Source organism: Lysinibacillus fusiformis (genome assembly GCF_016925635.1).
Classification (GTDB): domain Bacteria; phylum Bacillota; class Bacilli; order Bacillales_A; family Planococcaceae; genus Lysinibacillus; species Lysinibacillus fusiformis_F.
In genome coordinates, this window is record NZ_CP070490.1 from 1333716 (window position 1) to 1350835 (window position 17120).

The 17120-nt window shown below is 37.6% G+C and carries 18 protein-coding genes; 4 read left to right on the plus strand and 14 right to left on the minus strand.

From position 1 onward, the window contains the following. Nucleotides 1–42 precede the first annotated feature (42 nt). Complete coding sequence (ytvI, locus tag JTI58_RS06615) at nt 43–1101, plus strand: sporulation integral membrane protein YtvI (RefSeq protein ID WP_205445971.1); 1059 nt, start codon at nt 43–45, stop codon at nt 1099–1101. A 103-nt stretch (nt 1102–1204) separates the two neighbouring features. Here the strand turns inward: ytvI and JTI58_RS06620 are convergent, their stop codons facing one another. Further along, the gene (locus tag JTI58_RS06620) at nt 1205–2359 is read right to left on the minus strand and encodes a C40 family peptidase (protein ID WP_205445972.1); all 1155 of its coding nucleotides are present in this window, start codon (nt 2357–2359) and stop codon (nt 1205–1207) included. Nucleotides 2360–2682: 323 nt separating this feature from the next. After that, complete coding sequence (locus JTI58_RS06625; protein ID WP_205447168.1) at nt 2683–4671, minus strand: ABC1 kinase family protein; 1989 nt, start codon at nt 4669–4671, stop codon at nt 2683–2685. A 250-nt stretch (nt 4672–4921) separates the two neighbouring features. Between JTI58_RS06625 and JTI58_RS06630 the strand changes: the two genes are divergently transcribed. Beyond that, complete coding sequence (locus JTI58_RS06630) at nt 4922–6616, plus strand: FAD-dependent oxidoreductase (RefSeq protein WP_205445973.1); 1695 nt, start codon at nt 4922–4924, stop codon at nt 6614–6616. A gap of 37 nt (nt 6617–6653) precedes the next feature. Here the strand turns inward: JTI58_RS06630 and JTI58_RS06635 are convergent, their stop codons facing one another. The 11 genes from JTI58_RS06635 to hmpA all read right to left on the minus strand — a co-directional run bounded on the left by JTI58_RS06635 (nt 6654) and on the right by hmpA (nt 14362). After that, nucleotides 6654–7604 carry a c-type cytochrome gene (locus JTI58_RS06635; protein ID WP_205445974.1) on the minus strand — a complete coding sequence of 317 codons (951 nt, stop codon included), beginning with the start codon at nt 7602–7604 and terminating at the stop codon, nt 6654–6656. A gap of 235 nt (nt 7605–7839) precedes the next feature. Beyond that, nucleotides 7840–8544, minus strand: a complete 705-nt coding sequence (locus JTI58_RS06640; RefSeq protein WP_205445975.1) for a DsbA family oxidoreductase — start codon at nt 8542–8544, stop codon at nt 7840–7842. 12 nt (nt 8545–8556) lie between these two features. Further along, on the minus strand, nt 8557–9333 hold the full coding sequence (locus JTI58_RS06645) for a sulfite exporter TauE/SafE family protein (protein ID WP_205445976.1): 777 nt from the start codon (nt 9331–9333) through the stop codon (nt 8557–8559). 80 nt (nt 9334–9413) lie between these two features. Then, nucleotides 9414–9641, minus strand: coding sequence for a sulfurtransferase TusA family protein (locus JTI58_RS06650; RefSeq protein WP_431844407.1), 228 nt, complete (start codon nt 9639–9641; stop codon nt 9414–9416). Nucleotides 9642–9785: 144 nt separating this feature from the next. Next, nucleotides 9786–10913 (minus strand): MBL fold metallo-hydrolase, encoded by a 1128-nt coding sequence (locus JTI58_RS06655; protein WP_205445977.1) that lies wholly within the window; start codon nt 10911–10913, stop codon nt 9786–9788. A gap of 78 nt (nt 10914–10991) precedes the next feature. Further along, nucleotides 10992–11387, minus strand: coding sequence for a DsrE/DsrF/DrsH-like family protein (locus JTI58_RS06660; protein ID WP_048394137.1), 396 nt, complete (start codon nt 11385–11387; stop codon nt 10992–10994). 17 nt (nt 11388–11404) lie between these two features. Further along, entirely contained in the window at nt 11405–11953 is a 549-nt protein-coding gene (locus tag JTI58_RS06665) for a sulfurtransferase TusA family protein (protein WP_243456340.1), read from the minus strand. A gap of 63 nt (nt 11954–12016) precedes the next feature. Next, on the minus strand, nt 12017–12316 hold the full coding sequence (locus JTI58_RS06670) for a rhodanese-like domain-containing protein (protein WP_205445979.1): 300 nt from the start codon (nt 12314–12316) through the stop codon (nt 12017–12019). A gap of 11 nt (nt 12317–12327) precedes the next feature. Continuing rightward, complete coding sequence (locus JTI58_RS06675; RefSeq protein WP_205445980.1) at nt 12328–12669, minus strand: rhodanese-like domain-containing protein; 342 nt, start codon at nt 12667–12669, stop codon at nt 12328–12330. A gap of 41 nt (nt 12670–12710) precedes the next feature. Then, nucleotides 12711–12971, minus strand: a complete 261-nt coding sequence (locus JTI58_RS06680) for a metal-sensitive transcriptional regulator (RefSeq protein ID WP_016992895.1) — start codon at nt 12969–12971, stop codon at nt 12711–12713. A 224-nt stretch (nt 12972–13195) separates the two neighbouring features. Then, the gene (hmpA, locus tag JTI58_RS06685; RefSeq protein ID WP_205445981.1) at nt 13196–14362 is read right to left on the minus strand and encodes an NO-inducible flavohemoprotein; all 1167 of its coding nucleotides are present in this window, start codon (nt 14360–14362) and stop codon (nt 13196–13198) included. A gap of 190 nt (nt 14363–14552) precedes the next feature. Between hmpA and JTI58_RS06690 the strand changes: the two genes are divergently transcribed. Then, nucleotides 14553–14990, plus strand: coding sequence for an Rrf2 family transcriptional regulator (locus JTI58_RS06690; protein ID WP_004231845.1), 438 nt, complete (start codon nt 14553–14555; stop codon nt 14988–14990). A 48-nt stretch (nt 14991–15038) separates the two neighbouring features. Here the strand turns inward: JTI58_RS06690 and JTI58_RS06695 are convergent, their stop codons facing one another. After that, nucleotides 15039–16019 carry a GNAT family N-acetyltransferase gene (locus JTI58_RS06695; RefSeq protein WP_205445982.1) on the minus strand — a complete coding sequence of 327 codons (981 nt, stop codon included), beginning with the start codon at nt 16017–16019 and terminating at the stop codon, nt 15039–15041. Nucleotides 16020–16425: 406 nt separating this feature from the next. On the opposite strand from JTI58_RS06695, the gene JTI58_RS06700 reads away from it, so the two are divergent. Beyond that, the gene (locus JTI58_RS06700; RefSeq protein ID WP_205445983.1) at nt 16426–16791 is read left to right on the plus strand and encodes a BLB8/JUQZ-1 family protein; all 366 of its coding nucleotides are present in this window, start codon (nt 16426–16428) and stop codon (nt 16789–16791) included. The last annotated feature ends 329 nt before the right edge of the window (nt 16792–17120 follow it).

Genomic DNA, 17120 nt, shown 5'->3' on the forward strand with positions numbered 1-17120 from the left:
TGGTACACTTAACTTAATTTTTTTCGCAAAGAAGGTGAGTTTATGAATAAATTTAATGCTAGGAAATTGATTTTTCGGTTGATTGTGATTTTATCCCTACTTATAGCTGCCTATTTTGTTATCCCTGTGTCTATGCCTTTAATATTCGCTGGGATTAGTGCATTTTTCTTAGAACCAATTGTCATGTTCTTTAAGCGGAAATGGAAAATGTCACGGAAAATAGCAGTTGCTTTTATTTACATAGTGAGTGTTATTGTTATATCTATTATTTGCTATCTTTCCATTACACAAATCATGACGCAAATAATTTTACTGTCTAAGCAAGCTCCCTATTATATTTCCAAGCTATCAGATATGTGGCTTCATATGCAAGAAAATATTTCTAAATACACAGAAGACTTTCCACCTGAAGTAAGTGCTTCGCTTCAAAAAACCACAATGGATTTCATTAAGAAAGTTGAAGAATTCTTTTTAAGCTTCTTTAATTATAGCAAAGTTTCAGCATTCTTTTCAGAGATTCCCAGCCTATTTATCAGTCTTCTCGTTTATATGATTGCTCTATTCCTATTTATGCTTGATTTGCCTAAGTTAAAGCAAATCACTTATAAATATTTAAAGCCAAATACGGCAAAAAAGATAAAAATTATTTTAAATCGCTTAAAAGATGCAACATTTGGCTATATGAAGGCGCACTTATTTGTAAGCTTTATCATTGGAGGCGTCACACTCATTGGACTGCTATTAATCCAACCGAAATATGCGGTAACGATGACGATTATTATCTGGTTAATAGATATTGTACCATTCCTAGGCTCCATCATTATTTTAGCGCCATGGGGGCTCTATCACCTTTTGATGGGAAACACATCTATAGCTGTAAAATTATTCATCTTAGCTGCTATTTTACTGATTATTCGTCGAGTAGTCGAGCCTAAATTAATGGGAGACCATATCGGTTTATCTACTTTGCCGACATTAATTGCCATGTTCATAGGCCTACAGTTATTTGGTATTATCGGTTTACTCGTTGGCCCATTTGTTATTATATTCTTTATTGCTTTAAAAGAGACAGGTGTCATCAAAGTAAATTTTAAAATTTGATAGCAATCTATCTTCAAAATCAACATAAAAAGGTCATCTTTGTATTTTTTTCTCTACAAAGATGACCTTTTCCGTATGTCAATCGTCTATATGATAGTGAGGCTTATTGAATACGACCAAAGCCTACTAAGTATTGATTCCACCAATCAAGTGATTCAATTACAACACCATTGTTTTGAGCATCGATCATCGTGTTGTTACCTAAATAAATACCTACGTGTGCTACACCTGAACCATAGCTGAAGAATACTAAATCTCCAACACGTGCTTCACTTGCTGAAACGCGTTGTGTTGCTAAATATTGTTGTGATGCTGTACGTGGTAAAGAAACACCTGCTTGTTTATAAGACCACTGTACAAGACCTGAACAGTCAAAACCTGTTGATGGGTTGCTACCACCCCAAACATATGGACGTCCTAAAAATTGTTTAGCTGTTGAAATGGCATCTCCTGAAGAGACAGTACCAGCTCCCGACCCAACAATAATTTTTTGTGGTTCGCCACCACCATTATTTTGAGTTGCTTGTACTACTGGTGTAGCTGCTTGAAGAGCACGTAAACGAGCTGCTTCTTCTTCAGCTGCTTTACGCTCTTCTTCTAAACGTTCTTCTTCTTGTTTCGTTGCAATTTCAGCTTTTAATGCAAGTGATTTCGCTTCGTTTTCAGCTTTCTTCACTTCCATTTCGCTTTCCTTTTGTTGAAGCTCTTGGAATTGTTTTTGAAGTTCTTTTTGTTTTTCATCTAATGTAGCTTTTTGTTGCTCTAAGCTTGCTTTATCCGCTTCCTGTTGATCCACTAATTCTTGGTCAGCATCCATTAATGTTTTTACCGCTACGACACGGTCCATTAAATCTGCAAAGCTTTTTGCTTCAAGAACTACGTTTAAATAAACACCTACAGTGTTGTCTTGTGCTTGGTATGCAGCCATACGTTCACTTAAAATTTTTGAACGTTGCTCGATGCGTTTTTGTGTTTCAACAATACTAGCATCCACTTCTTTAATATCAGCTTGTACTTGTTTAAATACCTTTACTTTTGCATCGATCTCTTGTTGTAATTTCGTTAGTTCTTCTTGTAATTTTTTAATTTGTGCATCTATCTCAGCCTTTTTCTCAATCATTTGTTGAGAAGTTTCTTCGGCTTGTACTTCTGTTGGTTGAATTGTATTAAATAATAAGCCGCCAGCTAGTGCCAATGCTAGCACCATCGACTTACGCCATTTGTTACGCTTAGTCACGTTACCTTCATTTCCCTTCATCTATCAATTTCGCTCTCGATATTCTATGTAATCACTTGAACGATTTCTATTTTAATCAAATGTTCTTATATTTATTTTAGCCTTTTAAAGTTTAGCATTTTCTACATAACTTTTATACTATTTCATGTCTATTTAATACATTAGTAAAACTCGAAATACTTCTGTAACATTCGCACTTAAACTACATTATTCTACAAAACACCATTTTCTTCTACACAAGGAGACTATTAGCTAATTCGACATTAGACCCAGCTAATAGTTTGTAATGGTTTTGTAATATTTCATGGTATCAAATAAAAAAGGTAGGGGAAAAATTCCCCTACCTACTGCTTCATTGACCTTAATGCTTGTATAGATAATCTCACTAACAAAATAGCACATAAAAATAAACCTAAATAAGCCGCTGTGTTCAAATATACCGCATAAGAATCATGGATAAATTGTGAAATAGCTAAGAGAGCGACAGATATAATACCAAAGGTTATCCCCACCAGCAGCAATACAAATCGAGAGAACAAATGTGTAATAAAACGGGCATTATGTTCATCCGAAAAAACATCATGATGTAAAATGATTTTTCCACTTTCAACCCGCTGAATGAGCTGATCGACTCTTCTAGGCATTTTACGTAAAGTCGGTATCAGCATGGATAATTCTTCTTGCAGACGCTCCTTAGTTGCCATCGGTTCTTTAAAAGGCTTTAGGAAAGAGGCACGCATATATGTAGCAGAAAAATCCTTTGCCTCTGTAAAAATATCAAAACGTGGATCAATTACCCGTAGTGTGCCATCTAGCGTCACTAAGGAGCGGAGAGCCAATCCCACCGCTGGGTAAAATGCAAGTCCAAAATCTCTTACCACTGTAAATAGCGCATGGATTAATTCTTCAGTAGGTATACGGTCAACATAGGAAATTTTCAGTAATATTTGATCGATTGCCTGCTCCATTCTTGCACGTTCTGCATGATCAGCATTTTCCACTAATAATGTTAAACCATCATATAAAACGCTTGAATCATTCAGCTGAATGCCCATCAAAAATAACTTCAAGCCTTCTTGCTGTGTTGCACCTAAGCGTCCTACTGCCCCAAAGTCAAGCAAGACTGGCGTGCCATCTGTTTCATCTATATGGATATTCCCTGGATGTGGGTCTGCATGAAAAATGCCTGAGAATAACATTTGCTCAAAAAATGAATACAGTACCGTTCTTGCAAACGACCTACGATCAATAGACAAACGATTGAACTCAGATGCCCCATCTGCCACACTTTGTCCGCGAATATACTCCATCACAATGATATTTTCATTACTGTAAGGCGTAAATATTTTAGGAATTCGAACCTTGTAATCACTTTTCGCTAGCGCATTCTTCACCTGTAGCGTATTACGTACTTCAATATCTAAATGAATCTCCTCACGTAGTCCATCTGCAAATCCACCAGCCAGCTCTCGAAAGCCTAATGATTCTGCCCAGGTCGATTTTGTGGATAGCCAATTAGCAAATTCCTCTAAAATTTCAAGATCATCGCGCATAATTCCCTTTACCTCTGGACGCAATAGCTTGACTACCACCTCTTCATAATTTTTAAGCCGCGCTTTATGCACCTGACCAATAGAAGCTGCTGCAATGGGCTCCATTTGAAATTGACTAAATATTTCGTCCGTGGATTGTGGAAGAGACCTCTCTAAAATTTGTTTCACTTGCTCCTCCGGTAAAGGCTTTACTCGGTGTTGAAGCCTTTCTAATTCATCAATAAAAATAGGTGAAAAAAGTTCTTTTCGTGTGGAGAGCACCTGGCCAAATTTGATAAAAATCCCACCACATTGTTCTAGTGTTGCTCGCAAAGCAATCGCAAGCTCTTTTTCATTTTCCCGTTGCCTCGCATATTTAATCGTTTGTACGACACCGTTTGTAACAGCAATTTTTAATACCTGACGCAGACGTTTCTGCTGTCGCCAATAGCTACGCAATCGCAATAATAAAGATTTTTGGCCGTTACGGCGATCTCCATTTGTAATGCCACTTGGGTCAAAAAGCTCAAATACCAAATAAAGCAACATCGAAATGAGTAGCATACTTCCAATCCAAATCAGTGTGCTTACCTCTGTAACTGTTTGCATCATCGTTTCTGACAAAAAATCTGTATGGCGCAGATAAGAATACCAGTAAACAAAAGAGGTTAATGTCACGCTAATAACGACTGAAAGCACTCTTCGCACAAAATTGATATTTGAGCCAATTAATCGTCCACTCACAATATAAATCAAACCCGATACTACAAGGATTTGGATTAAAAACTTCAAAAAGATCAACAGTGTCACCCCCTGTGCCATTTCCATTTCCTACTACCGCTAGTATAGCAAATTTGTGCACCAACTTTCTTTAACAAGGAACACCTCGGAAAATTTATTAAGTCTATACCTTGATAAAATACCTATAAGGGTATATTATTTATTTGTAGTATTAAAACTATATAATTCATTAGTATTTTGAAACAAAACCCTTATTTAATAGCTTTTAAATACCCCATTATGTATTTACTAAGAAAAGGAGTGTTTACAATTGAGTAAAAAATTTTTAGTAGTTGGTGGCGTTGCAGGTGGTGCCTCCACAGCAGCACGTATTCGCCGTCTCGATGAAAAGGCAGAAATTATTATGTTCGAAAAAGGGCCGAATGTTTCATTCTCTAATTGTTCTCTACCCTTCCATTTAAGCGGGATTGTTGAAAATAGCGACAAATTAATTTTAATGACACCTCAAGGCTTTCAAACAAAATACAATATCGAGGCTCGTGTTCAGCAAGAAGTTGTACACATTAATCGAAAGCAAAAAACCATCACCATTAAGGATTTAAAAACGAATAGAGATTATGAGGAAAGTTACGATACGTTAGTGCTATCCCCAGGAGCAAGTCCTATCGTTCCTGACTTAGAGGGCATTCATTCTAAGCACGTCTTTACCATTCGAAATGTGGTGGATATTGACCGTTTAAATCAATATCTACAAACAGATAATGTACAAGATATTGCAGTGATCGGTGGGGGCTTCATTGGTGTAGAGGTAGCGGAAAATTTGAAGCTAGCAGGCTATAATGTATCTCTAGTTGAATTCGGGCAACAAATTATGGCCCCTTTTGATTATGACATGGCTCAAATATTACACAAAGAAATGACTGATAAAGGAGTTCAAGTCATTGTCAATGACGGTCTTGCAAAAGTTGCACCAGATTATGTGGCGTTGAATTCGGGCAAACAATTGAAAGCACAAGCAGTTGTATTAGCAATTGGTGTTCGCCCTGAAATCCGCTTAGCTCAAGAGGCCGGGCTAACAATCGGTGAACTCGGAGGTATTCAAGTTGATGCTAATTACGTGACATCTGATTCTTCCATATACGCCGTTGGAGATGCGATTGAAGTTTTCCATCAGCTTACCCATAAACAGACGCGCCTCGCTTTAGCTGGTCCCGCTCAACGACAAGCACGTGCTGCAGCTAATCATATGTATAACATCCCTCAACACAACAAAGGAGTCATCGGATCTTCAAGTGTACAAATTTTCGACCTTGTATGTGCAACAACGGGTTTGAACGAAAAAACAGCCCTAGCAAATGGATTCCAGGCAAACAGTGTTTATTTGATAGCTCCTGACAAAGTAGGTTTAATGCCAAATAGTAATCCACTTCACTTCAAGCTTGTTTATGAAACACCAACTGGTAAAATCCTTGGAGCCCAAGCTATTGGTAAAGGTAATGCAGATAAACGGATTGATGTTATAGCTACCCTCATCACAATGGGCGGTACTTTAGAAGATTTGAAGGAACTAGAGTTAAGCTATTCTCCAATGTTTAGCACTGCTCGTGATATTGTCAATTTGGCAGCTCTTGTAGCTCAAAATCTATTACACGGACACTTCAAACAGGTAAAAGTTGATGAAGTAAGAAAACTCATTGAAAATCATGCCTACATCCTAGACGTACGCGAAAAGAATGAATTTGAATGTGGTCATCTTATCAATGCGCACAATATACCTTTAAGTGAACTTCGGGAAAGAATGAATGAGATACCGAAGGATCAACCAGTGTATGTACATTGCCGATCTGGTCAACGTAGCTATAATGCTGTCATGGCCCTTCAGAATAGCGGTTTTTCTAATGTCTTTAATGTAAGTGGATCATTCCTTGGCATTTGCTTATATGAATATTTTACAGATATCACAACGAACAGAGATAAAATTGTTACAGCTTATAATTTTAATTAAGCGAAAAGGGATGCCATTCACACAGCATCCCTTTTCGTTAATTTGTAGACAGTACTTTTTCCCAATCAATCGTACCATTTTTAATTTGTTCGCGTTTTTCTTTATTCATGATGTCATTTGGACGCCCGCCTTTTGGCCAGTCTTTTTCATGGTTTGCCCACTCTGGACGATCTTGCAATAAAATAAAGGCAGCTAAATCAGCAGCTTCTTGATCTGTTAAAGTCCCAACTGCACCTACTGGCATATTATTTTGAATATAACCAGCCATTTTTGACATACGTGCCATACCCGCTCCATCATTAAAGGAATTATCTCCCCATAAAGCTGGACCAGTATTGGCACCAGTACCAGCGCCATCAGCCGCATGACAGGCTATACATGACTGTGCATAAAGCTCCTCACCGTCGGCAACATTCGGAATCGGGACATTTTTCATATCACTAGTGCCTGCCCATTCACGTTTTGCGCCAATTGGAACGCCTTCAGAAATATACGCGAAATACGCTACCATAGCCTCCAGCTCATCACTATTCATTTCAAATTTTTTACCATTCATACTGCGAACCATACAGCCATTAATGCGCTCTTCTATTGTAACCACACCACCTGAGCGTCCAATGTATTGTGGATAATTTGCCATTACACCTACTAATGATGAGGCTTGCTCGTCATAGCCAGCACCTGCATGACAGCTTGTGCAGGATAGTTGGTTTCCTACATACTCATCTGCCGCAACATGCGTGTTATTAACAAGTTCATAGCCATATAATATTGCTTCTTTCATTGGACCATCTGGTACTTCATCAATACTCGGCGGAGCATAGACCACTGACTGAGCAGCTGCTGTTGTTGGTAATTGCGTTTGCACTGTCGCTTCTTTCTCACTCGCATTTGAATCAACTGAAATTTTGTCACTGACAAACGTCCCAACAAAAATGGCGCCTGCTAACAGTACTGTTCCTGCTACTCCCGCTACTATAGGTTTCATCTATAATACCCCCCTTTGTATTCTCACTTATATTTTAGCAACATAACAATTTATTGGATGTGATTTTTCTCACACTACAATAAAATAGAACCATTCAGATGATAAAAATGGTTAAATTATACATTTAATTTTGTTCTATAACACAGAAAACAAGACTTAATACCTCTTGTAGTATACATTTATTTCTAATCAAAAAATGTCGAGTACAAATATGCACTCGACATTTTTAAAGTTTTTATAGTTTACATTGGCCATCAGCACATGCCGATTCTCCATTACCATTTATCGTTACAGTTGGCTGAATACCAGCTATTTCAGCAGTTTGATGCAAAGTTCGCACAAACACTTCATTCGGCTCAGCACCTTTAATACCGTAACGATTTTCAAATACAAAGAACGGTACACTCCGCACGCCAAGTTGCTGTGCATCATAGCGATCCTTGTCTAGCTCTTCACTAAAATCAGTTGAAGCTAATATTCCCTCCGCAACTTCTCTAGCCAAATCCAATTGCACAATAACATTTAATAAAAATTCATCGTTATTTAAATCTTCACCATCTTTAAAATAACCAGCCATTAGTGCTTCAGTATAAGCGGCTGCTTTACCAAATTGCTGCGTCCACTTCGCTAAACGATGAGCCTTTTCTGTATGCGCTGTTGTCATCTTAGCAAAATCATACTGCAAACCAACTTCCGTTGCTCTCATAGCTATACCCTTGACCATATTTTCCACTTCTTCTAGCGCAACATCATATTTTTTAGCCATCGCCTCATAAAAGGATGGTGCATTCAATTTCGGTGTATCCAGGCCTATTTGAAATGCTTTATATTCTATTTCCACTTGTCCTGTATAGCCTGCAATGTCAATTGCCCGTTCAAGCTCTCGCTTACCAATATAACAATATGGACATGTAAAATCGGAAAAGACTTCAATTTTCATTACCATACCCCCTTATAATATATCCATCCAAATTTTAATAGCTGTTGCTAATATAAGAACGGCTAAAATAATTTGTAGGAATTTTGTATTTAACTTGCCCCCTACTTTCGCACCTAGAGGAGCCGCTATTAGACTAGATACAATTAGAATGAGGGCTGGATAATATTCAACTTGTCCTGTTATCAATTTCCCGACGGTACCTCCTATTGAGGAGATAAACGTAATAGCAAGGCTTGATGCAATGGTCATACGAGTGGGGATGCCTAAGACAACAAGCATGATTGGTACTAATAAAAATCCACCAGCTGCCCCCACAATCCCGGAACCGATACCCACAATGAAAGCTAATAGGACCGCCCATGGTTTATTAAATGTAACAGCCTGCATCGGTTGATCATCAATTTGCTTTTTCGGTATGAACATCATCACAGCTGCAATCAATGCAAGAATTCCATAGACAATGTTAATGCCAGACTCTGATAAAAATTTTGAACCGAAGCTACCTATAAAGCTTCCCGTTAATATGGCACTCCCCATATAAATAATAAGTGATTTATTTAAATACCCGCCTTTGCGATAGACCCAAACACCAGAAAGAGCAGCAAAAAGTACTTGAATCGCACTAATCCCTGACACTTCATGTGCCGAAAAGGCCGCAAAGCCTAGTAATGGTGGTATATATAGTAGCATTGGAAAATTGATGATGGCACCGCCAATACCTAACATCCCTGATACAAATGAACCGAGAAAACCAATAAGTAAAATGGTTAAGATCCATGCAATATCCATTTATTTTTCCTTCTTTCTGGCTGTATTCAACAAAAGGAAAGAAGGGTTGTTCTACTGTAATAGACAACCCTCAATCAGCTCTATGCTTTCTGAATGAAAAATGTAATGACACCAGCCTCTTCAGATTGATCTAAAATGATATGGCCTCCAGCTTTTGACCAAGCAGGAATATCCGCTAAAGCTCCTTTATCCGTCACCTGAACTTCTAAAACTTCCCCTGGCATTAGGGTATCTATTGCTTTTTTTGTCTTCACAATAGGCATTGGACATGAAAGGCCTTTTGCATCTAGTTGTAAACTTGATTTCATCATAATCTCCTTCGACTCGGCAAAGGTTGTAAGCGATTTTGCCGATTCTTCTTGTTTTATATCTTCATGAAGGATGAGCGCCTTCAATTCACGAAATTTACATGCAACAAGCATACATGCATACTCATTGCACTTTAGCATGCTTTATCGTACAGCACAGCGATTTGGTCCAATTTCCATCTCTGTTTGCTCATCTAACGCAGGTGTTATTTTCCCCATATTCACCTGACGGATTTCTTGATAAGCATTTGGTTGTGGAGGTAATTCATCTGTTACCACACGTCTAAATTCTCCTTCATTTTGAATATTTAAACCATGGTTTTGTACAAATAAATCCCCTAGTCGTTTCGCAACCGTTCCATCTTCATTCAGCTCATCAATAATCATAAAATGTGCTGGTAAGACAATAAGGTCATCAGACAATTCTCGATAACGCTTGTAAAGCGTTTCTCGTAAATCCCCAACCCAATCATCAGCAAGGCCAGCTAAATCAGGACGTCCGATTGAATCGATAAATAAAATATCTCCTGTTAATAAATATTTGCTGTCAACAACAAATGAAGTAGAGCCAATTGTATGGCCCGGAGAATAAATGGCTCCTACGTCTATTTTTGATGCTCCGATTTGAACATTTGTTCCATCAGCTAACGGAGTATATTGGAACACAACTTCCTCAGCGTCTTTAGGTGGCAAATAATAAGTTGCGCCTGTCATCTCTGCGATATGGCTACCACCCGAAATGTGATCAGCATGTAAATGTGTATCAAAAACATGTTTAATTTGGACGTTTTTATGCTCTGCAAAATTTATAAATACATCTATAAAACGTACAGCATCAATAATAGCTGCTTCACCTTCAGAAAGGACCATATAAGACAGACAGCCCTTTCCTAAACGAACAAATTGATAAAGCTCGCCTCCACCTGTTAAATCGCCAACTTTGATCGGCTCTAGATACTCACTCCAAGATTTCATACCTCCAGCTAAGTAAGCAACATCACGACCTGCTGTTGATAACATCTCAGCAATCATCAATGATGACCCCTCTTTAGCACAAACCACTAATACTTCTTTATCAGCTGGAATTTTCGGTAAAATAAACTCAATACCATCTAACAGTTCAAAATACGGTATATTTAAGTACTCAAAACGATGTCCATCAATTTTCCAATCTTCGAATGCATCCGCATTACGAACATCTAAAATAAACAACTCTTCATTGTGAATAACCTTTTTAGCTACTTGTGATGCGCTCCATTTTCGAATTGACATCTCTTTACCCCCATTGGTATTATTTTTATGTTTTTTATAGCGGAGAGGGGTGCCCTCTCCGCTTTTATAGGTAGGTCACTAGAATGTAAGTGACGGTGCTGCGTCTTTCGCAAATTCTAGGAATGTTACAGCTCCTCCCACTTCAATTCCCTCAATGAAATCTTCAGTGGTTAAACCCATTACATCCATCGTCATCTGGCAAGCAATAAATTTCACACCTAATTCTTGTGCCATCTCCACTAGTTGAGGAATAGCTGGCACGTTTGCTTTTGTAAAGCCTTCTGCATAATGTTCTGCTCCAGCTGGCATTGGTAATGCATGCATACCTTGCTTATGAATTAGATTCAGGCCTTCAAATGTAAAGAAGATAGCTACCTCTTTCTCAGAAGCTGCTGCAGCTGTTGCGATATTGAACACCTTGTACGCATCAAATAAACCACCGTTACTTGCAATGATTGCTACTTTGTTCGACATAATAAAATTCCTCCAATTTAAATGTTTTTTGTTAAATCGCCTGCCCAAGATGTCATACCTGGTAAGACGTTAAATACTTTCGTAAAACCACGTGTAGCCAGCTTTTGCGCAGCCATGTCACTGCGTTTTCCAGTACGGCAAATAACGTATATCTCCTGCTCTTTATCAAGCTCAGGAAGTCGTGCTTCCAGTTCGCCCATTGGTATCGATTTTGCTCCCGCAATATGCCCAAAAGCGAATTCCGCTTCCTCACGTACATCAAGAATTAATCCTTTACGACTTGTGATTTGCTCTAGATCAATTGTTTGTTCAAATGTCATTTCTTCTATTTGGTCATTTGTACATTTACGAATATAATGTTTCAGCACACCATTATCTTCTAAAGTACCAATATACTGATGACCTACAGTTTCAGCCCATGCTGCAATATCAGCTTTTGACCCTTTATCTGTCGCAGCTACTTCTAAAATTTGACCATCTACTAAATCAGTCATCGCTTTTTTTGTTTTCACAATCGGCATTGGGCAAGAAAGACCCTTGGCATCTAGCTGAAAATCCGCCTTCATACTTTCCACATCCTTCATATACCTACACAGGTATTATTTTATTCAAAAAAATATAGATATAATCTATAACTGTACTTTGCCCTCCCAAGCTAACATACCACCAGTCATGTTAGTTACATTAAAGCCATTACTTTCTAATATTTGAGTAGCCCGAGCACTTCGTCCGCCTGATCGACAAACCACAATATACGACTCCCTCTTATTTAATTCATGTAGCCGAAACTCTACTAAACCTAGCGGGATATGAAGAACGCCTGGAATGTGACCAGCCTCTACTTCATCTACCTCTCGCACATCAATAAGATTCAGCTTCCCTCCTTGCTCCATCGTTTGCTGCACTTCTTTGGCTGTAATTTCTTTCATTTTTTCTCCTCCTAGTATGCACTCATTCCACCACGAACATTGGAAACACGCTCAAAGCCCTGCTTTTTCAGTTGCTTACAAGCCTGACTACTTCGCATGCCACTCTGACAAATAACTATGATTTCTTTATCCTTTGGTAGTTTTTCAAAGCTCGATCCAAGCGGAACATTTTTAAATTGCGAGATATGCCGACCTTTATACTCAGCAGGCGTGCGTACATCGATAAATAGCTTATCCTTATCATTCAGCATATCTTTTAATTGGGCTGTAGAAATTGATTGAACGCCCTTCGCTGGCTTCATTCGCCAAAAGAAAAAGGCTGCGATAAGCGCAATAATAATCCATATTTCCATATGATCTGTCCTCCTTTTATACGATTATGGGTATATCCAAGTTATCGACTTTTCACAACCAAATCCATTGCCTCTTGGATAGCAGCATTCATTTTTTCAGCATTACCTTCAGCAGTCGATACACAATCCAGTAAATTTTCACTAACAATGACACCAATCGTCCGGTCAACAGCAGAACGCACGGCAGATAGCTGTGTAATCACATCTTTACAACTTTGACCTTCTTCCATCATGCGTAAAATACCACGCATTTGACCTTCCATACGCTTCACACGGTTTGCAGTGTTTGGACCATATGCCATTCTGTTACGCCCCCTTTCAGAACGATTGATTGGATTTCCTTACGAGATTCATATTATACCCCTATAGGTATATTGTCAATATGAAAGCTTCAAACTTTTTTATCGTGCTACAATTCCAGGGTACAATGTTCTCCCCATTGCGTTAACCCCGTCTATCTGCTTCCTTATTATTTCAACAAAAAAACCCTGCTACGAGTTATTACTCATAGCAGGGAGTTCATTTTTTATTTAGCTAATTGCATGGCTGGTCCAAAGAATTCATAGTGAATTTTTTCATCTTTCACGCCAATTTCCTGTAAATTTTTAATAACCGCTTCCATAAAGCCTACAGGGCCACATACATAAACATCTGCATTATCAGCTACTTTTTCAGCTAGTAATTCTTTTGTAATAAGCTTGTCTTCATCTGAGTATAAAGCTGTATATGATGCATTCGGTAATACGTTTACTTTCTCTTGAATGTCATCACTGAACGCTACAACCTTCTCATTACGAGCACATTGGATAAAGTTCACTTCATTCGCTGCATTATCATTTAAAGATTGCAACATACTGTTTAAAGGTGTTACACCGATACCGCCACTTACAAATGTAATTGGTGCAACCGTTTCTTCTAACACAAATAATCCAGCTGGAGCACTTACATCTACTAAATCTCCAACTTGTAAGTGATCGTGAATATAATTCGACACTTTACCATTTGGCGTATGATCGCTTTCACGTTTCACTGAAATACGATAGCCATCTTCTGCACTTGCTTGTGAAAGTGTATATTGACGGTTCATTAAATACTCTTCTCCTGGCACTTTCACTCGAATGGAGATGTATTGACCTGGTTCATAAGTTGGTAGAGGTGAACCATCTTCATTTACAAAATAAACAGAAGTTACTAAGTCACTTTCCACAACTTTTTTCGCCACTTTTAATGGTTTAAATAGACGCCATCCACCATTGTTCACAGTTTTTTGGTATAACTCTTCTTCTACTTGAATGAAAATATCTGCGATAACGCCATATGCCTCGGCCCATGCACCAATAATGTCATCAGTTGCTGCATCACCAAGTACTTCTTTAATCGCTTTTAATAAGTTTTCCCCAACGATTGGGTAATGTTCAGGTAGAATTCCTAAACTACGGTGTTTATGTGCAATAAGCATTACTGCTGGTAAAATTGCTTCTAAGTTTTCAATATGAACTGCTGCAGCATAAACAGTATTAGCTAGTGCTGTTTGCTGACGACCTTGCTCTTGGTTCGTGTGATTAAAAATATTCAGTAGTTCTGGATGAGCTTGAAACATATTTTTATAAAACGTCTTTGTGATTGCAACACCATGAACTTCTAATACAGGTACTGTTGCTTTAATGATTTGAATTGTTTCTTGTTTTAACATATCGCTTACCATCCTTTCGTGATTACAATATAACGCTTTCATTCTCTTAAAGCAATATCTAAAATACATCTTTAACAAAATAGACATATTTGATGCATTTTAAATACATCTTTAAAAATAGGTTGAAGATATTATACTTCAATGTAAAAATGCTATAATTATTTTGAATTATAGAAAGTAGGGTGTTCGGATGCGCTTAACTTTATACACGGACTACTCTCTGCGCACACTTATCTATTTAGGCGCAAAGGAAGATGGTCAATTATCAACTATTCAAGAGATCTCAGATGCTTATAATATATCGAAAAACCATTTAATGAAGGTGACACACCAGCTTGGGTTATTAGGTTACATTGAAACAATTCGTGGACGCGGTGGTGGTATTCGCCTTGCTATCGATCCAAAAACCATTACCATTGGTGAAATTGTGCGTCATACAGAAGAGGATTTTCATCTTGTAGAATGTTTCGATAAAGAAAATAACCTATGTAAAATAGCTCCAGAATGTCAATTAAAAGGTGTGCTGTATGAAGCTTTGCAAGCCTATTTGAACGTGTTAGATCAATACACCTTGGACGATTTCCTTCATTCTAAGGAAAAATTAATGGCTCTACTGCTCGGTAAATAAAAATACCCGCTCAACATTTGTTGAACGGGTATTTTTTTATGAAGTTGCTTATAATTGCTTTGCAAAGAAAATCATATCCAATGCACGAATACCATTTTCATAAATTGGTTCTGGGTAATGACTGAAGAAATCCTTTTCAATAGCCTCCATGCGAAAGCCTGCTTTTTGATAAAAGGCTATATTATCAATACTTGAGTTCGCCGTTCCAACCAACACCGTTTGATACCCATCCTTTTGGCATTTTTCAGTAAGTTGTCGCAATATCTCTTTGCCTATTCCCTTCCCTTGATACTTTGGTACAATAGCAATATTTTTCAATTCAATTGTAGTATCGGTTTGAGGAACGACTAATGCCACTCCCACCAGCATTTCTCCACAATTAATTTTATATAATGTACCCATATCTAAATATTTCCGAACCGCCACTTCACTTTCATCCGCTAATAAAAGCTGAGGTAAAAATGTCTCTCTGTTTCCTTCTACCTTCTCTAGTGATGTTCGATAACGGACATAATCTTCTCGTTCAAAAACATTTAACACACATGGTTGCTTTTCCTTCACTTCTAACCACGAATGCTCCTCAGGATAATCTTTTTCCACCCCTACTCGAGCAAAAGATAGCTTTTCTTGGGCTTTTTGTGAACGGATATTAACCTTTCGTGCTCCTGCAAAAACACGTGATAAGCCCAACTCAAAAAACGCAATATCTAAGATAGCCTTTTTTGCTTCAAGATTATAGCCCTTCCCCCAAAATTGATAGCCAAGCCAAGAGCCGATATGACAGCTCTTTTTATGATGGTCTATAAACATCAGAGATGTAACACCAATGACTTGCCCCTCCTCATTTAAAACCACACGAGGAACGGTTTTACCTTCGTCTTCATCTATACGTTCACGCTTAATAAAATGAATCGTGTCTTCTACCTTGCCAGCAGGTAAGCCAAGGGCATCACGAACCTGTGGCATAGAAGACAACGCATGCATAGCCTCGGCATATTTGATATCGTGTCTCACTAAAGTTACCGTCATCTTCTATTCTCCTTTATTTCTGTTAACAATACATTTTCTTTATTGTAAAGCTTACGAAAATCTTTTTCATCGATTGGAACATACATAAAATGTAATAATCTTTGTAGCTTTACAAACTACTTTAAATAAAGGCAACAAAAACTACATCAAAACGAGTTATAAAAAAGTTTACTTTATTAATGCTTTCATTATTCCTTTCAATAAAAAGATCAACTGTATTTTATGCATTACTCGCTTTGCAACATTTCATTATAAAACACTTATTGTAAAATATATAATTTTTTCCACAAAATTTTTGACATGGTATTTTTGTAATGTTATCACTTGTTGGAATTTAATTCAAAATTAAAAAGTAAACTGAAGAAGTATTTTGGTAAGTTAGCTTCTGTAGCCTAAGCTACAACTATTGTCGGTGGTGGATTATGCTAGTGCTCCTGAATTAGAAACAAATGCAATAGGAAATACATACGAGGTTCCTGCACCAGCTTTAGAAGAATCAATTAACTCAACAGATGAATTTAAAGTTACAGTTACTTTTGTACCTGTGGATGGAGAAGAGATAGGTATCCAACCTCGAGATGCTACACATGAAATATTTGTTGGTCAACCATTCAAAATGCAGGGTACCCACCATCTACTTTTATACGGAATGAATGCTATCGAACTTAAAGGGAATCTGGCTATTGGTAAAAATGTAGGTACAGCTCAAGTTAAAGCTTTTAAATCAGATGGATCTGTCCTTGGCGTTTATACTTTTGTAGTAATCAGATAATTTGAAATACTAGATGAGGCTGGGACAGAACTAGATTATATTGAAAAACAATAAAAATGGATATTAGCTTTTTCACTTTAAGAAGTTAAATATGCCTTCCTAAATCAAAAAAATGTTAGACCAATTATATCTTGGTCTAACATTTTTTCTTTTTGTCCCAGCCTCATTTTCTTACGATTAGTCAACTTTATTTAATGAATAATTTATATTTTTATGAGTGTGAAGTGGTGAGGGATATCCCTCATCACTTCACACTCATTTTTAGATACGCCAAAAAGACCTGACGATTTTTATTTTTTTCGAAAGGTCATTATGATATAGTTCTATGT

What these genes read in the sequence shown, in the direction of transcription:
- ytvI (WP_205445971.1), top strand. Translation starts at nt 43, where the DNA reads ATGAATAAATTTAATGCTAGGAAATTGATTTTTCGGTTGATTGTGATT.
- JTI58_RS06620 (WP_205445972.1), bottom strand. Translation starts at nt 2,359, where the DNA reads ATGAAGGGAAATGAAGGTAACGTGACTAAGCGTAACAAATGGCGTAAG.
- JTI58_RS06635 (WP_205445974.1), bottom strand. Translation starts at nt 7,604, where the DNA reads ATGAAACCTATAGTAGCGGGAGTAGCAGGAACAGTACTGTTAGCAGGC.
- JTI58_RS06640 (WP_205445975.1), bottom strand. Translation starts at nt 8,544, where the DNA reads ATGAAAATTGAAGTCTTTTCCGATTTTACATGTCCATATTGTTATATT.
- JTI58_RS06645 (WP_205445976.1), bottom strand. Translation starts at nt 9,333, where the DNA reads ATGGATATTGCATGGATCTTAACCATTTTACTTATTGGTTTTCTCGGT.
- JTI58_RS06650 (WP_431844407.1), bottom strand. Translation starts at nt 9,641, where the DNA reads ATGAAATCAAGTTTACAACTAGATGCAAAAGGCCTTTCATGTCCAATG.
- JTI58_RS06655 (WP_205445977.1), bottom strand. Translation starts at nt 10,913, where the DNA reads ATGTCAATTCGAAAATGGAGCGCATCACAAGTAGCTAAAAAGGTTATT.
- JTI58_RS06660 (WP_048394137.1), bottom strand. Translation starts at nt 11,387, where the DNA reads ATGTCGAACAAAGTAGCAATCATTGCAAGTAACGGTGGTTTATTTGAT.
- JTI58_RS06665 (WP_243456340.1), bottom strand. Translation starts at nt 11,953, where the DNA reads ATGAAGGCGGATTTTCAGCTAGATGCCAAGGGTCTTTCTTGCCCAATG.
- JTI58_RS06670 (WP_205445979.1), bottom strand. Translation starts at nt 12,316, where the DNA reads ATGAAAGAAATTACAGCCAAAGAAGTGCAGCAAACGATGGAGCAAGGA.
- JTI58_RS06675 (WP_205445980.1), bottom strand. Translation starts at nt 12,669, where the DNA reads ATGGAAATATGGATTATTATTGCGCTTATCGCAGCCTTTTTCTTTTGG.
- JTI58_RS06680 (WP_016992895.1), bottom strand. Translation starts at nt 12,971, where the DNA reads ATGGCATATGGTCCAAACACTGCAAACCGTGTGAAGCGTATGGAAGGT.
- hmpA (WP_205445981.1), bottom strand. Translation starts at nt 14,362, where the DNA reads ATGTTAAAACAAGAAACAATTCAAATCATTAAAGCAACAGTACCTGTA.
- JTI58_RS06690 (WP_004231845.1), top strand. Translation starts at nt 14,553, where the DNA reads ATGCGCTTAACTTTATACACGGACTACTCTCTGCGCACACTTATCTAT.
- JTI58_RS06695 (WP_205445982.1), bottom strand. Translation starts at nt 16,019, where the DNA reads ATGACGGTAACTTTAGTGAGACACGATATCAAATATGCCGAGGCTATG.